The sequence below is a fragment of the Algoriphagus kandeliae genome (genome assembly GCF_004571135.1).
Classification (GTDB): Bacteria; Bacteroidota; Bacteroidia; order Cytophagales; family Cyclobacteriaceae; genus Algoriphagus; species Algoriphagus kandeliae.
The window spans coordinates 465,465-482,807 of sequence record NZ_SPSB01000001.1 but is presented as its reverse complement, the minus strand read 5'-3'; the positions used below and the strand labels follow the sequence as shown (position 1 = coordinate 482,807).

The following is a 17,343-nucleotide window of genomic DNA, read 5'->3' as shown; positions in this document are numbered from 1 at the left end:
AGCAATTAAGGCCCCTATTCCAATCTAGCCACGATTACTATAAAAGGTGGTCTTGGAACTCTTCGAGGCCTGGTTTCATTCATTACCCTGAAATTAAGAGAATTTCCTGACCTACTTTCATTGATTAGATCACTTTTTTCCTCTATATCATCTAATAAAGCTTGAGGAATATCAGCGACCGTTTCGTAGTAAAAAAAGCGTAAAGGGATAGAGTTTAATGCATTGCTGCTCAAATCAGGTAATTTATAATACAACTCCACATCCAAAGACTCGCCATTTACAGGTATAGCCCCGAAGGTTCCATTTTCTACTGTTTCCAAAAGATCAAAAACCCCCTTACTTGAGATTTCAAATCCTAAATCTTCCAATAAAATTCCTGAAGGGTTTTCTACATCAAAATCACAGCTGTCATCATCCGAACTTCCATCATCCGAATCATCATCCGGACATGGTAGGGGAAGTCCAGGAACCCCATTGTAAATTGGCCCGGCAAGGGTTTCATTTTGATCCAAAACATAAATACCATCTAGGTAATTAACCCCCCCTATGGTTACAAAAGTCTCGCAAACCTGATTGGATCCTGTAGGAGTAAATGTGATTTTATATTTGAGACCTGTTTCACTAGCATTCACATCGATTACACCTGTGTTGGTATCAATAGCCAAGCCATCAGGTGATACTTCAAATGTTCCCTGACCTTCAAGGTTGGTTTGAGGACTTACCAAAACAGACTGAGTGGCGCTGATATAATAGATTGTATCCGAATAGCTTAATTGATTACAATCAAATGCAGCTCCCCCTCCAGGAACTTCCACCTCTTTATCGCAGGAAAAAATAAGGAATGCCATTGCCACTATAGAGGCAAAAACTGAAAACTGTTTAGGGCTCATAGTACTATGCTTTTTCATTAGTCGCACCAACCTACCCTTTTGTAACCATTCCATCTATTTTTCTCTCAAATTCAATAAAATACCCAACAACACTAATCCCATCCCAAGGTACGAAGCCAATTCGAAAGTTTCCCCGAACAGGATAAAACCAAATACCAGTGCATAAACAATTCCCATATAACTTAAACTGGAAACTTTGGAGACATTTGACTTTTGATATGCTACCGTCATAAAGTACTGAGCAGCTTGCGTACAAATTCCAATCCAAAGCAACAAAAGCCAATCAATCCCAACCGGTTGTACCCAAGAAAAATAACTAAAAATGATAGCTATTGGCATGGTTACCAAAGGGAAATAAAAGATAATCACAAGAGGATGTTCAGAGGTCTTTAATTTCCGAATGACATTGTAGGCCATTCCAGAAAACAAAGCAGAGATTATCCCAATGGATGCATAAAGCAGATTCACCCTTGGATCGAATCCTTGAATTACCAAAACCCCAACAAAGGATAGTCCGAAATAAAGGAACTGAATAGGCTTTACCCGCTCTTTCACCACAAAAATCCCCAAGATGGTAGTAAATATGGGTGAGAGATATTGGATAGTTACCGCACTGGCTAGGGGAATTTTTTGAAGGGTATAGAAAAAGGAAATCAACCCAATCGATCCAACTATCCCCCGGATAACCAATAAGAGTTTATTATTTCCAAAAACCGGGACCTGCTGCTTTCGAAGAACAAGAAAACTAAAAACCAAACTAAACAATGATCGAAAAAGAATAATCTCAATCGCAGGGATATGAGGAATATACTTGACGGAGACATTCATCAGGGCAAAAAATATCCCCGCCAATAGCATGGATTGAACTCCTGATAATTTCAAATGAGAGGGAAGTTGAGGTGAAACATGATCCGCGCAAAGTTCGTGGAAAGTTTCGATTTTCCTCAATTTTCGATTTTGACTAACTTTTGGCGAAAATTATTGTTTGGACAGTATGGCATTAAAAATTGGAACAAAAGCACCGGATTTCAAGCTAAAAGGAACTGCTGGAATAGAATTGAACTTACATCAGGACTTAGCAGGAAAAACATTTATTCTTTATTTCTATCCAAAAGATTTTACCCCGGGTTGTACAGCTGAAGCCTGTGAATTTCGCGATCAATTTGAGGCATTCCGAAATTTGGATGTTCCAGTGTTTGGGATAAGTCGAGACAATTTGGAAACTCACGAAAAATTCAAAAAGGCGCATCGCTTACCTTTTGAATTGCTTTCTGATGAAAGCGGCAAGGTATGTAAAGCTTATGATGCCTTGATTCCCTTGATCAAAATGCCTAAACGCATCACTTATTTAATCGACTCGGAATTAAAAATCGTTGGTGTCTTTCAGGATATGTTTGAATCGAAAGCGCACATCCAAAGCATGCTGAATCAGATTCAGAAATAAATCAAACCATCACTCCATCTTTCATCTCGAGTTTCCGGTCAGCCATTTGAGCGAGTTCCTCATTGTGTGTTACAATGACAAATGCCTGCCCTAATTCATCCCGAAGCTTGAAGAATAATTCATGGAGTTGATGAGCATTTCTTGTGTCCAAATTACCGCTAGGCTCATCGGCAAAAACTATTTTGGGATCATTGATTAGGGCCCGAGCGACCGCCACTCGTTGCTGTTCCCCACCTGAAAGTCCTGAGGGTTTATGGTCCAATCGATGAGAAATTCCTAGTAAATCAGCCAAATCAAGTGCTCTTTTTTTCAATTTTTCTTCCGCAGTTCCCTGAATAAATCCAGGAATTTGGATGTTTTCAAGAGCTGTGAATTCAGGAAGAAGATTATGAAACTGAAATATGAATCCAATCTGCTGATTTCTAAATTCAGCTAGTTTTTCCCGCTTCATTCTAAAAAGATCAACGCCATCAACAAGCACCTGACCGGAGTCTGGCTGGTCCAATGTCCCCAGAATATGGAGTAATGTACTTTTTCCTGCCCCCGATGAACCCACAATGGATACTATCTCGGATTGGGATATTTCCAGATTTACTCCTTTTAAAACATGAAGGCTTCCGTAGGACTTATGAATCTCTCTGGCTGTCAGCATACTAGATTGCAATCAAATGAAATTGACTTTCCAATTTTAACTGGAAAATCGAAATAAAGGGCTTTTTTTTCATAAAAAAGGCTTTTTGTAGGTTTGATTTATAAAAAGGAAGGGCTTAACTTCGCCAAAAATTTTGAGCAATGAACATACACGAGTATCAGGCAAAAGAAGTATTGAAAGGTTATGGTGTACGGGTTCAACAAGGAATCGTAGCTGACACACCAGAAGCTGCACATGAAGCAGCAATAAAACTAAATGCAGAAACCGGTACTTCCTGGTACGTAGTGAAAGCTCAAATTCACGCCGGAGGACGAGGAAAGGGTAAAATCCAAGAAACTGGTTCCAATGGTGTGGTCTTGGCCAAGAAGTTGGAAGAAGTGAGTGAAAAAGCCCGAAATATTTTGGGTGGAACTTTGGTAACTCACCAAACTGGTCCTGAAGGAAAAAAAGTAAATAAGGTTTTGATCGCTGAGGATGTATATTATCCAGGTGACTCAGAACCAAAAGAATATTACCTCTCTATCCTACTCGATCGTGCTAAAGGTTGTAATGTGATCATGGCATCAACTGAAGGCGGAATGGACATCGAGGAGGTAGCTGAGAAAAGCCCTGAGAAAATCATCAAAGAATGGATTGATCCTAAGGTTGGTTTGCAGGCATTCCAAGTTCGTAAAGTAGCTTTCAAACTTGGTCTATCAGGAAATGCCTTCAAGGAAATGGTGAAATTTATCGCCGCTCTTTACAAGGCATACGAAGCTACCGATTCTTCTCAGTTTGAGATCAACCCAGTTCTTAAGACATCTGATGATAAGATCTTGGCTGTTGATGCCAAAGTAAATTTGGATGACAATGCCTTGTACAGACATAAGGACTTGGCTGAGCTAAGAGACATCACTGAGGAGGATCCATTGGAAGTTGAAGCTGGAAAATCAGGACTTAACTATGTAAAACTTGACGGAAACGTAGGTTGTATGGTGAATGGTGCTGGTTTGGCTATGGCTACTATGGACATGATCAAATTGTCCGGCGGTGAACCTGCAAACTTCTTGGATGTAGGTGGTGGTGCAAATGCAACTACCGTAGAAGCTGGTTTCCGAATCATCCTTCAAGATCCTAACGTGAAAGCTATTTTGATCAACGTGTTTGGAGGTATCGTAAGATGTGATAGAATTGCTAGCGGGGTTGTTGAAGCTTACAAATCTATTGGCGATATTCGCGTTCCAATTATCGTAAGATTGCAAGGAACCAACGCAGAAGAAGGTGCTAAAATCATTGACGAGTCAGGATTGAAAGTATTCTCTGCGATTACTTTGAAAGAAGCCGCCGAAAAAGTACAAGCTGTACTGAAAGGCTAAAAATAAATGCAGGCGTAGTTCAACTGGATAGAATATCGGATTTCGGCTCCGAGGGTTGAGGGTTCGAATCCTTCCGCCTGTACAAAAGCTCAGACAATTGTCTGGGCTTTTTTGTTTAAAACCTAACCTTTCACCTTCAATTAAGTGCCATTCCAATTCTTGGCAAAATCCAAATTTTAAAAATTGAAATTGGAAGCAGATTTGTTTCTAATTGGATTATTATCCAAAACAAATTGAATTTTTCAAATATGGGCAATAAAAAAGCAGGAGAAAATCCCCTGCCCTTTATTTGAAAACTAAACCAACTATTATTTAACTACCACAATGATTTCAAAAATAATACAATTCTTTTCAAATCAAAATACAAAATAAAAATTTGTTAAAATTTATTTATTCCTTAGGAAACGTACTGCGTTTGAATGCAATTCCCAAAGCAAGGCCTTGGCTAAATTGGATTTTTTCGTCCTGATCCAAATCATAGATACTCAAACTGGTCAAGGAAACCTGAATCAAATCAGAGACTTTTGCGGTCAAAGCCACATCCAATCGTTGATCTATTGACTTGAATGAGAAGGTCTCATAATTAGCAAAAAGTTGATGTCTGATCAGCAAACTTACATTATCCGATAGTTTCTTATTCCATTCCAAAAGCGAACTGAAAGCTAACCATTCAGAGCGAACCTTATCCCCTATCGGTACACCATAATTCTCAGGAACCGTCAAATACAACTCCGTATCAGTTACAAAAGTGAATCGAGGGGAAAAGGGTGAAAGACGAAGCATAAATTCATCATTCGGCTTATATTCTATACCCCAAGAAGACATCAAGTAGGCCGGATTGGCAAATTTCGAAATCAAGGTTCTGTTCCCATCAGAAAAATCATATCCGGGAGCAAACTGGCTTAGAAAGTTGATGGAAGTAAATACGTTCCAGTGTTTGCCAATATTGTAACCAATCTTTGAATCCAGGAAAATCCGGTCATTGGACTTTCGGGTATCTTCACCCTGATTTTTAACTACCCCGTAAATCATATCCAGGGTATTATCCCATGTCCATTTGTCTTTGGCATAATTAGCCCGACCATTTAAATACATGCCGAGAGCTATGGAATTCACACCACCACCGGTCCAGTTGCTACTAAATGAACCCTGATTGAAATTCAATCCCCCTCCAATTTCCTTCAGCCAAAATGTTGTATCTTTCTCTGCCTCTTGCGCAAAAGTCAACCCTGATACAAAAGAGAAAATTAAAATTGCTACAAATCTTTTCATAAAATATATCTCATTGAAAATTAATTGATTGATAAAAATATGGAAAAGGATACTGAAAACGACCTGATTGTAAGAGATTTTTTGGCCCGCCAGCGAACTACCTTGGCAAATGACAGGACCTTATTATCATATATTCGTACCTCTCTTTATTTCTTGGTCAGTGGGACAGCACTCTTTCAGGTGAAAGGTTTAGACCATATTCGAAATTTCGGATACCTAGCTTTTGCCCTTAGCATCGTATTCCTAATCGTAGGCATTATTAACTTTTTTAAAGTAAGGAAGCGACTCCAAAAAGGTCATTATACCAAAATGTAAAAGAAAAGCCACACCTTGAAAAGTGTGGCTTTTGATTCCTTATCATTTGGTTTTCATCAGTTTGGCATCAATTTTACCTGCATGACTTTTTCCGGATCCAAATTAAAAAACTCTTTGTGCACATTGAATACTGGCTCATCTCCTACCGGCTTTTTGGCTACGTAGGTACCATCTTCTTGCATGACATAAGCATTGAAATTATCCTTCAGATTGTATGCTAGAATATTCATCAACTGCTTTTCCAAAAGAGGAGCTTCCACCTTGAATAAACTTTCCAAACGCTTATCAAAACTCCGAACCATCATATCAGCACTTCCTGCATAGGTTCTGGTATCTCCATTATTATGGAAATGATAAATTCGAGAGTGCTCCAGGAAGTCCCCTACAATAGAAATCACCTCAATATTCTCAGACAGCCCTTCTCTACCAGGACGTAGACAACATATTCCACGAACGATTAATTTGATCGTTACGCCGGATTGAGATGCTCTATACAACGCATAGATAGTCTCTGAATCTTCCAAAGAATTTACTTTGATAAAGATTCCGGCTGGCAATCCGTTTCTTGCATTCTCTGCCTCTTGCTCGATATATTCGATTAACTGATTCCGCATATCTCGAGGAGCAGTAATCAAGTTTTGGTACGTAGTAGGCATGGAATGGCCTGTGATTACATTGAAGAACTCTGATACATCATTTGCCAAAATTTCATTGGTCGTCAAAAGCCCAATATCTGTATATAGACGTGCAGTATCTTCGTTGTAATTTCCAGAACCCAAATGAACAAAACGGGTAATCTCATCCCCATCCTTCTTCACTATCAAAAGCAACTTAGTGTGAGTCTTCAAATGGGTGATGCCATAAATCACGAAGCAGCCAGCTTTTTGAAGTTTTTTTGCCTCCCGGATATTGTTTTCCTCATCAAAACGGGCTTTCACCTCAAAAAGAACCGAAACGTGTTTCCCATTTTCAGCAGCCTTTAAAAGTGCTCTGGTAATTCGGCTTTCCTTAGCCAAACGATAAATGGTCATTTTAATGGCCATCACTCCAGGGTCTTCTGCTGCTTTTTCTATCAAATCCAAAATTGAATCGATGTTATTGTAGGGATGATGCAGCAAAATATCCTTTTCCTGAAGCACGTCGAATATCTCCACTTCACCCTCTTCTTGGTAGGAAAGAGGCTTTACCGGATCAGGCATTGGAGGCAATTTATCTTTAAATCGCTTATTCCCAACAATTTGCCATAGCCCTGTAAAGTCAATCATGCTTTGGCGCCTCACATGAAAAACAGAATCAGACTTAAGCTTCCATCGCTCCAAAAGAGAATTAAGCATCCATTTGCTATACCCCTCTTCTATTTCGATTCGAACTACACGGCCTGTCTTCCGCTCCATAAGCTTTCGCTTTACCTCCTCCAAGAAATTAGCATCCATATCTTCTGTCTCTTCCAAGGTAAAATCTCCATTACGAGTAATCCGAAACAGACTTATTGACTGAATATCTACATTTCTAAAGAGTGAAACGATATGCTCTCGGATGACTTCCTCAATAGGAATCAGCATAAGGGAGTTAGCACGCTCTATTTCAAAAAACCGTGGAATATTCGCTGGAATCTGAACGAAAGAAAGCTTTCTCATATCCTTTCGCTCTCCGGGACTGGTTGTAACCACTCCAAAAATGAGAAGCTTGTTCATCAGGATAGGAAAAGTCCGATAGCCATCATAGACCATTGGGGTAAGCATGGGGTAAATAGCCCGCTCAAAATACTGCTTTACCTTTTTTTGCTCAGCCTCCGTCAACTTGGAGATATTACAAAGAGTAATTCCCTCCTCAGGAAGCTTAGGTAAAATATTCTCTGTAAAATGCGTGTGCTGCGCTTCATGGAACTTCTGACAATCTTCCATCAAGGTTGACTTAAATGGCTCCTCTCGAAGTCCCGAGTAATCAACCCGTTCTTTTTCATAATCCAGGTAATTATATAGGGAACCAACCCGAATCATGAAAAACTCATCCAAGTTGGAAGCTGTAATAGCCAAAAATTTAAGCTTTTCGAATAAAGACCGGTGTTCCTTTTTGGATTGATCCAAAACCCGATCGTTGAATTTCAACCAACTCAAATCACGGCTTATCAAATCACTCTGTTGAATGACTGACTCAAAACGTTCTCTAATTCCCTGTTTCATGACCTAATTGCTTAAATAAGCTTTTTAAGAAGAATCACATTCATCAATAATTGATCAAAAAAAAGGGCTTGAAAGCCCTTTTGATAGTTTTAGGTATCGATCTTGGCATATTTGGCGTTGCGCTCGATAAACTCCCTTCTCGGAGCCACCTCATCACCCATCAGCATACTGAATAGATGATCCGCCTCTGCCGCTGACTCTATGGTTACCTGTTTGATAGTACGGGCATTTGGATCCATGGTTGTAGTCCAAAGTTGCTCAGGATTCATCTCTCCAAGACCTTTGTATCGCTGAATATTCACACTATCCTCCTTACCATCTTTGGCCATATCGGCGATTAGTCTCTTTCGCTCTTCTTCTGTCCAGCAATAGCGCTCATCTTTACCTCTTTTTAGTAAATACAATGGTGGAAGAGCAATGTAAACATAGCCTTTCTCGATCAATGCTCGCATGTAACGGAAGAATAGCGTCAAAATCAAAGTTCGAATGTGAGATCCATCGATGTCGGCATCAGTCATGATGATGATTTTGTGATATCGCAAACCCGAAAGGTCAAGCTCCTTGTCATCATTGGCAGTACCAAATTTGACACCCAAAGCTGTCAGGATATTCTTGATTTCATCATTGTCATAAATCTTGTGCTCGTGCGCTTTTTCTACGTTCAAGATCTTTCCCTTCAAAGGAAGGATAGCCTGAAAATCACGATCTCGACCCTGCTTAGCGGAACCACCAGCGGAGTCACCCTCCACCAAGTACAATTCGCATACCGCAGGATCACTATTGGCACAATCGGCAAGCTTACCTGGAAGACCTCCACCGCCCAAGACGTTCTTTCGTTGAACCATTTCACGGGCTTTTCTCGCAGCATGTCTAGCCTGAGCAGCCAAGATCACCTTGCCAACAATAGTCTTCGCCTCTTTAGGATGCTCCTCCAACCAAAACTGTAAAGTCTCGGAAACGGCAGAATCCACGGCACCTACTACTTCGGAGTTGCCTAATTTGGTTTTGGTCTGACCTTCAAACTGAGGTTCAGCAACTTTCACAGAAATTACCGCTGTCAAGCCTTCCCGGAAATCATCCCCGGAAACCTCAATTTTCAACTTGTCCAACATTCCAGACTTGTCGGCATATGACTTCAAGGTACGAGTCAAGGCTCTTCTGAAACCTGTTACGTGAGTTCCTCCTTCATAAGTATTGATGGTATTAACATAAGAAACCACATTTTCCGAATAGGAACTGTTGTAACTCATGGCAACCTGTACCGGTACTTCCTGATCTAAGGATTCGATATAGATCGGTTCATCGATGATTTTTTCTTTGGTTTCATCCAAATACTGAACGAACTCTACCAATCCTCCCTCTGAATAAAACTCATCAGATTTAGGCTTACCATCTTCTTCAATTTCCCGGAGGTCCGTCAAGAAAATCCGAATACCTGCATTGAGGTATGCCATTTCCCGAAGGCGGTTGGCAATAGTCTCATACTTGAATTCGGTAACTGTAAAAATGGAAGCATCAGGCTTGAAATGGATGATAGTTCCTCGCTTATCCGTTTTTCCTACTTCACGAGCCGCATACTGAGGAACACCAATTTTAAATTCTTGCTCTGTAATTACCCCGTTTCGGTGAACGGTTGCCTTCAAATCGGTAGAAAGGGCGTTCACACAGGAAACCCCTACACCATGAAGACCACCGGAAACCTTATAGGTATCTTTATCAAATTTACCCCCTGCGTGGAGTACTGTTAGCACGACCTCTAGGGCTGATTTTTTTTCTTTTGGGTGGATGTCCGTAGGAATACCCCGACCGTTGTCTTCTACAGTGATGGAATTATCCTCATGAACAGTCACATGTATGGTATCACAATGACCTGCAAGAGCTTCATCGACAGAGTTGTCAACAACTTCCCAAATCAAGTGATGGAGCCCTTTGATGCCCACATCTCCGATATACATAGCAGGTCTTTTTCGTACAGCTTCTAATCCCTCTAAAATTTGGATATTCCCAGCCCCGTACTCAGCCGGATTTTTCGGTTTTTCGTCGCTCATATTTCTTAGAAAAAAACCCTTCAAAAGGGCCTCAGTCGGTGATTTTTAAATTTTCAAATGATTTGGCAAGATAAGCAAAAAATGTGAGTTGACCGAGTAAAACTCAGTCATTGGAAAGGGGATTTTTACATTTTTTCAGCTTTTTTGATCCCATTAAAATGACAGAGGAAATTGGATAAATTTTTTCCCTAAAATCTGACGAATAAAACCGAATAATTCAGAACTGGCCTGTACTGAGCATCACCAAATTACATGCAAAAAGAACCTCTATCCCTTCCTGTTTTGCCCTATTGGCAAACTGCATGTTTTCTGTACCGGGATTAAAAATGATTCGTTTGGGTTTGAGGCCGATTAAATAATCAATCCATTCTTCTTGATGCTGAGGGCCAATGTATAAAGTGATCGTGTGAATTCCCTTCAAATCTGGCTTGGTTCGAAGATCCAAAATCTCTTCTCCAAAGACTTCCCCTTTTTTGATTCCGATCGGCACGAATGGAATCCCTCTCTCATGAAACATTCGAGCTGCCATAAAAGCATATCGAGAAGGATTGGTCGTAGCCCCTACAATGAGCGCTTTGTGTAATTCAGACATCTCTAGAACCAAAAACCCGATCTCTTTCAAAGGTATCCATGTGCCTATGCTTTTTGGACTCGTAGATATCATCCAAAGTAATCAGAATCCCTGTCTCTTCCACTTCTCCGAATTCATCATTCAAGGCCGTCCCAAAAGTCATCATGGTAGGCGAAAGATTCATGTAAGTATTAATCAAAGGAGGAATATTTTCCCCATAGGCCCTTACTCGTGAATTCAGCAATTTATAGCCCTCTTTATAATCCAAACCCTCAAATGGATTCGGACCTGTTCCTACTGCTGTTTCATAATTCAACCTCAATTCTGACCTAGGCTCCACTAAATTCCGCTTATCAGGAAAATAATAATTGAGGAAAACAAGCAACAAATCCCTGGCTTCACGATGATAATGCGGATACATGGTGACTTTGCCGAAAAGATACTTCACATCGGGATGAAGTAATACCACTGCTCCCAAACCGTCCCAAAGGTTGTCTAGACTAAAAATACCTTTTCGATTATCTATGCTTGGTTGATATTTAGGTTGTACAAATGACCTTCCCAATTCGATGGTAAAGGGCAAAAAATCCTTTACAAATTCGGGAGAAAACTCAAAAAGGTGAACGGTGGAAAGATTGATTTTTCCATCTTTATCAATGGCATTTTTGCAATGGATAAGGCGGTATCCTGCCACTATCTCCTCATCTTCTGGATTCCAAGTGATCAACTGCTCATAACAATTTGGGCAGGTATCATTGTCATCCAAATCCATACTCATCCCGGTACCTCCACCAGCTGCCCTAAATGTCAATTCCCGCAATCTGCCCACCTCTCGCACCACATTGGGTGAATTGTGGTGGTTGACTAGATAAACCAGATTGTTTCCATTATTTGTGTAACGAAGAAAACGTTCAGGCGTCAATTCAGACTTCAACAATTCCCGATCCACAGGCGGGATGATCGCTTCTTCCTTATCCATTTTTAGATCCGATTTCATACACCTTATTTTTCAAATACTCCGCCCATTTGATTTCTGATCTCTCCTGGGTCAATTGGTCAGGGCTAATAAGCTCTCCCAATCGAATAGTCACCTGATGGCCGCGCTGCTTATACATTTCATCAGCCAAGTAAAACATCTCTAAATTAGCCTTTATCCCCAGTTTTTTTCTCCAATTGGCCAAATTGTAAAAGAAATTTGAGTTTCGGCCTTCAATAAAACATAGGATAATGTCCTTCTTATATTTTTTGGCTTTGGTTACAAAACTCTTTCTCCAAGTCAAGTCCCGAATGCCTTGATTTGATTTTCTGGAAACTAATCCCGCAGGAAAAATCAAAACAACATAATCTCCTGAATAAGCTTCTTCGATTTTATTCAAGGTATCCAAGGAATTCCGACCGTGCTTATTGACGGGGACAAAAAGCGGATCAAAATTATCAAAGGTCATCAGGAGATCATTGACCAAAAAACGAATATCCGGCCGAATTTTGCCGATTGCATGCATAAGTGCAATTCCATCCATGCCACCTAAAGGATGATTCGCGGCAATGATTACCCCTCCCTTTTTGGGGATTTTTTCAGCTCCTTCGAGTCGAACATCCAATTCAAACTCCTCCACCAAAGCATTCACAAAATCCAGCCCTTTCAATTCTCCAATTCGCTCCATGATGGAATTCATCCAAGATTCATGCGTTACATTTTTGATGTAGGACAAGACAAATCCCGGCATCCATTTTAGCAATTTTGGATTTTTGGAGTGTATAGCCTTTTCTACATCAATTAGTTTTTTTGACATGAATCAAATGAAAGGGTTAAACAAAGAAATGCTTTCAACTAGGTGGGGAAAAATACAATTTCTGAGTCAAAATACCTCCATGCCTCGAGTATTTATCCCAGGACTTTTCCTCAGAATCCTGATTTCCAATGGCATATTTTTTCAGCTCTGAAGAAAATAGACATGCATTCCCCCCTATACACTTCGACAAAATCGGGCATGCTCTGAGGAACTCCTTTAAATCCTTTATTTTTGGAGCTAGAAAATTGAAAAATGAAAGAATCCATTCTGTCACTTAGCCCAGGGCTTTGGAAAGATTACGAACTGATCGATACCGGAGGCTTCGAGAAACTCGAGCGTTTCGGTGAATTTATTATCAGTAGACCCGAACCTCAGGCAATCTGGGATAAGTCACTTTCGGAATCAGAATGGAGAAAACGGGCTCATGCTCATTTTGCGAAGGAAAAGAACAATCCTGAAAAAGGGAGATGGGAACAGCTGAGAAAAATGCCACATAATTGGCAGATTTCTTATGAGAATCGAGAAGGCTTAAAAATGAAATTAAACCTTGCTCAGACTTCTTTCAAACACATTGGTTTATTTCCTGAACAAGCGGTAAACTGGGATTACATTTACCAGACGATTCAAAATTTTCCAGGTAGCAAACCAAAAGTTTTGAATCTCTTTGCCTATACAGGTGCGGCTTCCGTAGCAGCAAGAGCTGCTGGAGCAGAAGTTACCCACTTGGATGCAGTAAAACAGGTAGTAACATGGTCCCGACACAATATGGAAGCCTCAGATTTGGATGGTATCCGCTGGATAGTTGATGATGCTATGAAATTTATCAAACGGGAAGCAAGACGGGGAAATCTCTATCAAGGAATAATTCTAGATCCTCCTGCTTATGGCAGAGGACCGGATGGAGAAAAATGGGTACTTGAGGAGCAAATCAATGAGATGTTGAAAGTATGTGCTGAAATTCTGGATCCTAAAGATCACTTTCTCCTTTTGAATATGTATTCCTTGAGTTTTTCCTCCTTGATAGCAGTCAATTTGATCCAATCCAATTTCAAAAACATTCAGAATGCTGAACACGGAGAATTATATCTGGAGGATTCTTTTCACAAAAAGCTTCCTTTGGGAATTTTTTACCGTTTTCGCAGTTTCTAAAGCATGAATCATCGACAACTTTTCCTCTCCCATTTAGCTCAAACCACAGATTTCCCACTTTTAATTGAAGTTGAAAAAGCTGAGGGCATTTACCTCTATGGGCCGAATGGAGAGCAATACATGGATTTAATCTCCGGAATTGGAGTCAGCAACGTGGGGCATCGCCACCCGAAGGTATTGGAAGCTATAAGAAATCAATTGGAACATTACCTCCACTTGATGGTTTATGGGGAATACGTTCAAAGTCCTCAAACCCTCCTAGCCAAAGCTCTTTGCGACACCCTTCCCAAAAAACTGGACAATGTTTATTTGGTAAATAGTGGTTCGGAGGCAATTGAAGGAGCTTTAAAATTAGCCAAACGATATACCGGAAGAGCAGAAATCATTTCCTGTGTGAATGCCTACCATGGAAGTTCCCAAGGCGCTTTGAGTATTGGTGGAAATGAAATTTTCAAACGGGCCTACCGTCCCCTTGTTCCTGGTGTCAGCCATATTACCTATGGATCATTTTCTGATCTGGAATTGATTAATGAAAAAACTGCTGCCGTGGTCATCGAAACCATACAAGGTGAAGCTGGAATCCGGGTTGCTTGTAAGGAATATTTTCAGGCTTTGAGAAAGCGATGTAATGAAACAGGTACTCTTTTAATTCTGGATGAAATACAAGCTGGCTTTGGCAGAACAGGAAAGTTTTGGGCATTTGAGCATTTTGATATCGTTCCGGATATCTTGGTTTGTGCCAAAGGCATGGGTGGCGGTATGCCTATTGGAGCCTTTATTGCGAATCAAGAAATGATGGCTGTATTTAAAAACAATCCACTTTTAGGCCATATTACCACTTTTGGAGGGCATCCCGTCAGTGCTGCGGCTTCATTGGCTACAATTCGAATTTTGCAGGAAGAAAATTTGATCAGCCAAGTACAAGAAAAAGCAACTCTTTTCCGGCAGCTATTGAAGCATCCAAAAATTAAAGCAATCCGAAATAAAGGCTTGATGATGGCTGTAGAATTTGAATCTTTTGAAGTATTAAAGCCGATAATCGACCGGGCAATCGAATTGGGAGTGATTACGGACTGGTTCTTATTCTGCGATGATTCAATGAGAATAGCTCCTCCCCTAACAATCACACCTGATGAAATTCGGAATGCCTGTAGCCTTATTTTACAGGCAATCGATGAAAGTAACTAAGCATTACTGATATACTCATAAATTTTATTTATTTAGGTTTTATTTATCTGAATGATTCTATGAAAAAACTTGGCGCCTTTTTCGGCTTCCTACTTATTCTGCTTACCCTTGGGATTTTGATTTTTACGTTCATCCATTCGCCTCAATACGAAGGAGAAATTTCACTAAACGGTCTTTCGGAAGAAACAACCGTCTATTTTGACGAATATGGGATTCCCCATATTTATGCCGCAAATGAAGCCGATGCTTATCGTGCTTTTGGTTATCTCCATGCTCAGGATAGACTTTTCCAGTTGGAAATGATGCGAAGAGTGGGAACCGGCACTTTGGCGGAATTTCTAGGGCCTGATTTGCTAGAGATCGATCAATTTTTTAGAACCTTAGGAATTCCGGAGCATGCGCGATCTTCCACGGAAGTGTGGAATTCCGAACCAGATTCACCTTGGAAAATAGCTACAGAAGCATATATCGCAGGGGTAAATGAATTCATCCAACAAGGTAGCTTACCGGTTGAATACACGCTTCTTGGAGAAACACCGAGAGAATTTACCATTAATGATATCCATGCTATTACAGGGTACATGTCCTTTACTTTTGCGATGGCCCTGAAAACAGACCCATTAGTAACTCAAATGAGTCGAAAACTGGGACCTAAATATCTTGATGCACTTTCTATCCAAACACTACCCGAACATCATTTTATTCCAAATTTTTATCCGGATACAATCAAAAATGAAAGCTTGATTAGTCTTTTGAAAAAATTACCTGTTCCTCTATTGGAGGGATCAAATGGTTGGGTGATTTCTGGAAGTAAAACTAAAAGCGGGAAAGTCATTTTCGCCAATGACACACACATTGGTTTCTCCTCTCCTTCAGTATGGTATGAAGCGCATTTGGAATATCCCGGATTTAGTTTCTATGGAAATCATCTGGCAGGAGTACCATTCGGTTTGGTTGGGCATAGTAGACATCACAGTGTTGGGCTGACTATGTTTGAAAATGATGATCAGGATTTTTTTGAAGTAGAATTGAACCCGAACAATCCCAATGAATACCGCTTTGGTGAAGAGTATTTGCCTTTTACTAGTAGGCAGGAAAAAATCCCAGTAAAGGACCAGGAACCTGTAGACTTTGAAATAAAAGAAACTATACATGGACCTGTCATGAATTCTGTCGTACCTGAAATTCAGGCTTTGACTTCCAATCCTGTGAGTAGCTGGTGGGTTTACACCCAAGAACCTACTAGAGCTTTGGAGGCTATGTATAAAATCAATCATGCAAAAAACATAGAGGATGTTGCAAATGCAGTTTCATTGATTCACGCTCCTGGGTTGAATATTATGTATGGAGATAGTCTTGGAAATATTGCCTGGTGGGCTGCGGCCAAATTACCTATTCGATCAGAAAAGGTTCATTCTAAGATTTTTGCAAATGGGTCGGATCCTGAAACAATGCCCCAAGGTTGGTATCCTTTCAGTGTGAATCCCATGAGTGTAAATCCTCCTTCTGGATTTGTAGCCTCTGCTAACAATCAGCCTGATACTCTAAGAAACGGCGTGTTTTTTCCTGGATATTATTATCCAGGTGAACGCTGGAAAAGAATTGCTGACGCCATCAATTCAAAAAATGACTGGACATTAGAAGCTATGAAAGCGGTTCAGTTGGAGGTGATCAATTCAGATCATCCCCAGATCGCGAAAATTATGCTTCAACAACTCCCGGATTTTGATTTCGGAGATAAAGAAAGTGTGAAAGCTAAGCTGGAAAACTGGGATGGAAACCATGAATTAAACTCTATCGCTCCGACGGTTTATTATAAATGGCTCTACCATACCCTACGACTTGCCATGGAGGATGAATTGGGAAAGGATGCTTTTGAGAATTATTTGGGCACATTTATGATGATCCGATCGAATTTGCCTTTTGTAAGAAATCTTGAAAATCCTTGGTGGGACAATGTCCATACACCTGAAAAAGAAACTGCTTCAGAGATTTTCGCGGAAAGTCTCAAAATCACATTAGAAGAACTTGAAGCCCAACTTGGTAAAAATGTAAATTCCTGGTATTGGGAAAAAGTGGTTGTGGCAGAACATCCGCATCCTTTGGGAAGTAAAAAGCCTTTGGACAAATTATTCAATGTGATAACATCCCCTATTCCAGCAAATGATGAATCAATCAACAAGCTAGCATTTAAGCTAAATGGGGAGGGAATCTATCGGGTAACTTCGGGACCTGCAATGAGGATTTTGCTTGACTTTATGGATGTGGATAGATCCCTTTCGGTATTGCCTACCGGTCAAAGTGGGAATCGGTTCAGCAAGCATTATAAAGATCAGGCCTCCCTTTATGCAAAAGGGAAATACCGCTATCAACTGATGGATAAAGAGGACATTCTTGAAGAATCAAAGGATCCATTGATTTTTAAACCCAATTAAACTTCTAACTGAAACTTGGGTTAATTAAGAGAGAAAATCGTTCTTATT

Annotated in this window: 15 protein-coding genes and 1 tRNA gene; 7 read left to right on the top strand and 9 right to left on the bottom strand. The window is 40.3% G+C overall.

Annotated features, from left to right (window positions below):
* Positions 1-14: 14 nt before the first annotated feature.
* Both E4S40_RS02015 and E4S40_RS02010 read right to left on the bottom strand, forming a co-directional pair.
* Positions 15-890 (bottom strand): hypothetical protein, encoded by an 876-nt coding sequence (locus E4S40_RS02015; protein ID WP_237563106.1) that lies wholly within the window; start codon positions 888-890, stop codon positions 15-17.
* Between the two features lie 54 nt (positions 891-944).
* Entirely contained in the window at positions 945-1,772 is an 828-nt protein-coding gene (locus E4S40_RS02010) for a DMT family transporter (protein ID WP_262710588.1), read from the bottom strand.
* A 112-nt stretch (positions 1,773-1,884) separates the two neighbouring features.
* Here E4S40_RS02010 and E4S40_RS02005 point away from each other — a divergent pair, with 112 nt between their 5' ends.
* Entirely contained in the window at positions 1,885-2,334 is a 450-nt protein-coding gene (locus E4S40_RS02005) for a peroxiredoxin (RefSeq protein ID WP_135070108.1), read from the top strand.
* Position 2,335: 1 nt separating this feature from the next.
* Here the strand turns inward: E4S40_RS02005 and E4S40_RS02000 are convergent, their stop codons facing one another.
* On the bottom strand, positions 2,336-2,986 hold the full coding sequence (locus tag E4S40_RS02000; RefSeq protein WP_135070105.1) for an ABC transporter ATP-binding protein: 651 nt from the start codon (positions 2,984-2,986) through the stop codon (positions 2,336-2,338).
* Positions 2,987-3,126: 140 nt separating this feature from the next.
* Here E4S40_RS02000 and sucC point away from each other — a divergent pair, with 140 nt between their 5' ends.
* Both sucC and E4S40_RS01990 read left to right on the top strand, forming a co-directional pair.
* Positions 3,127-4,341, top strand: coding sequence for an ADP-forming succinate--CoA ligase subunit beta (gene sucC, locus E4S40_RS01995; protein ID WP_135070102.1), 1,215 nt, complete (start codon positions 3,127-3,129; stop codon positions 4,339-4,341).
* Positions 4,342-4,349: 8 nt separating this feature from the next.
* Positions 4,350-4,423, top strand: a tRNA-Arg gene (locus E4S40_RS01990).
* Between the two features lie 308 nt (positions 4,424-4,731).
* On the opposite strand, the gene E4S40_RS01985 is transcribed toward E4S40_RS01990, so the two are convergent.
* A complete protein-coding gene (locus E4S40_RS01985; RefSeq protein ID WP_135070099.1) occupies positions 4,732-5,613 on the bottom strand; it encodes a DUF3078 domain-containing protein in 882 nt (293 codons plus the stop codon).
* Positions 5,614-5,652: 39 nt separating this feature from the next.
* Between E4S40_RS01985 and E4S40_RS01980 the strand changes: the two genes are divergently transcribed.
* A complete protein-coding gene (locus E4S40_RS01980) occupies positions 5,653-5,928 on the top strand; it encodes a DUF202 domain-containing protein (RefSeq protein ID WP_135070096.1) in 276 nt (91 codons plus the stop codon).
* 56 nt (positions 5,929-5,984) lie between these two features.
* On the opposite strand, the gene ppk1 is transcribed toward E4S40_RS01980, so the two are convergent.
* From ppk1 to E4S40_RS01955, 5 genes are all read right to left on the bottom strand, one after another.
* A complete protein-coding gene (gene ppk1, locus E4S40_RS01975; protein ID WP_135070093.1) occupies positions 5,985-8,111 on the bottom strand; it encodes a polyphosphate kinase 1 in 2,127 nt (708 codons plus the stop codon).
* A gap of 89 nt (positions 8,112-8,200) precedes the next feature.
* A complete protein-coding gene (gyrB, locus tag E4S40_RS01970; protein ID WP_135070090.1) occupies positions 8,201-10,159 on the bottom strand; it encodes a DNA topoisomerase (ATP-hydrolyzing) subunit B in 1,959 nt (652 codons plus the stop codon).
* Positions 10,160-10,376: 217 nt separating this feature from the next.
* Entirely contained in the window at positions 10,377-10,751 is a 375-nt protein-coding gene (locus tag E4S40_RS01965; RefSeq protein ID WP_135070087.1) for a CoA-binding protein, read from the bottom strand.
* Positions 10,744-11,727 carry a GNAT family N-acetyltransferase gene (locus tag E4S40_RS01960; protein WP_237563105.1) on the bottom strand — a complete coding sequence of 328 codons (984 nt, stop codon included), beginning with the start codon at positions 11,725-11,727 and terminating at the stop codon, positions 10,744-10,746. The genes E4S40_RS01965 and E4S40_RS01960 overlap by 8 nt, the downstream gene beginning before the upstream one ends.
* The gene (locus E4S40_RS01955; protein WP_135070084.1) at positions 11,702-12,523 is read right to left on the bottom strand and encodes a 1-acyl-sn-glycerol-3-phosphate acyltransferase; all 822 of its coding nucleotides are present in this window, start codon (positions 12,521-12,523) and stop codon (positions 11,702-11,704) included. Before E4S40_RS01955 ends, E4S40_RS01960 begins: the two co-directional genes overlap by 26 nt.
* Positions 12,524-12,775: 252 nt before the next feature.
* On the opposite strand from E4S40_RS01955, the gene E4S40_RS01950 reads away from it, so the two are divergent.
* Genes E4S40_RS01950 through E4S40_RS01940 form a run of 3 tightly spaced genes read left to right on the top strand, consistent with a single transcriptional unit; the run spans position 12,776 to position 17,295 of the window.
* Entirely contained in the window at positions 12,776-13,672 is an 897-nt protein-coding gene (locus E4S40_RS01950) for a class I SAM-dependent methyltransferase (RefSeq protein WP_135070081.1), read from the top strand.
* A gap of 3 nt (positions 13,673-13,675) precedes the next feature.
* Positions 13,676-14,860: an aspartate aminotransferase family protein gene (locus E4S40_RS01945; RefSeq protein ID WP_135070078.1), complete on the top strand. Its 1,185-nt coding sequence runs from the start codon at positions 13,676-13,678 to the stop codon at positions 14,858-14,860.
* Positions 14,861-14,919: 59 nt separating this feature from the next.
* Positions 14,920-17,295, top strand: coding sequence for a penicillin acylase family protein (locus E4S40_RS01940; protein ID WP_135070075.1), 2,376 nt, complete (start codon positions 14,920-14,922; stop codon positions 17,293-17,295).
* The last annotated feature ends 48 nt before the right edge of the window (positions 17,296-17,343 follow it).

Bases quoted from the DNA above. Each gene is read 5' to 3' on its own strand.
- E4S40_RS02015 (WP_237563106.1), bottom strand. From the start codon at position 890: ATGAGCCCTAAACAGTTTTCAGTTTTTGCCTCTATAGTGGCAATGGCA.
- E4S40_RS02005 (WP_135070108.1), top strand. From the start codon at position 1,885: ATGGCATTAAAAATTGGAACAAAAGCACCGGATTTCAAGCTAAAAGGA.
- E4S40_RS02000 (WP_135070105.1), bottom strand. From the start codon at position 2,986: ATGCTGACAGCCAGAGAGATTCATAAGTCCTACGGAAGCCTTCATGTT.
- sucC (WP_135070102.1), top strand. From the start codon at position 3,127: ATGAACATACACGAGTATCAGGCAAAAGAAGTATTGAAAGGTTATGGT.
- E4S40_RS01985 (WP_135070099.1), bottom strand. From the start codon at position 5,613: ATGAAAAGATTTGTAGCAATTTTAATTTTCTCTTTTGTATCAGGGTTG.
- E4S40_RS01980 (WP_135070096.1), top strand. From the start codon at position 5,653: ATGGAAAAGGATACTGAAAACGACCTGATTGTAAGAGATTTTTTGGCC.
- ppk1 (WP_135070093.1), bottom strand. From the start codon at position 8,111: ATGAAACAGGGAATTAGAGAACGTTTTGAGTCAGTCATTCAACAGAGT.
- gyrB (WP_135070090.1), bottom strand. From the start codon at position 10,159: ATGAGCGACGAAAAACCGAAAAATCCGGCTGAGTACGGGGCTGGGAAT.
- E4S40_RS01965 (WP_135070087.1), bottom strand. From the start codon at position 10,751: ATGTCTGAATTACACAAAGCGCTCATTGTAGGGGCTACGACCAATCCT.
- E4S40_RS01960 (WP_237563105.1), bottom strand. From the start codon at position 11,727: ATGAAATCGGATCTAAAAATGGATAAGGAAGAAGCGATCATCCCGCCT.
- E4S40_RS01955 (WP_135070084.1), bottom strand. From the start codon at position 12,523: ATGTCAAAAAAACTAATTGATGTAGAAAAGGCTATACACTCCAAAAAT.
- E4S40_RS01950 (WP_135070081.1), top strand. From the start codon at position 12,776: ATGAAAGAATCCATTCTGTCACTTAGCCCAGGGCTTTGGAAAGATTAC.
- E4S40_RS01945 (WP_135070078.1), top strand. From the start codon at position 13,676: ATGAATCATCGACAACTTTTCCTCTCCCATTTAGCTCAAACCACAGAT.
- E4S40_RS01940 (WP_135070075.1), top strand. From the start codon at position 14,920: ATGAAAAAACTTGGCGCCTTTTTCGGCTTCCTACTTATTCTGCTTACC.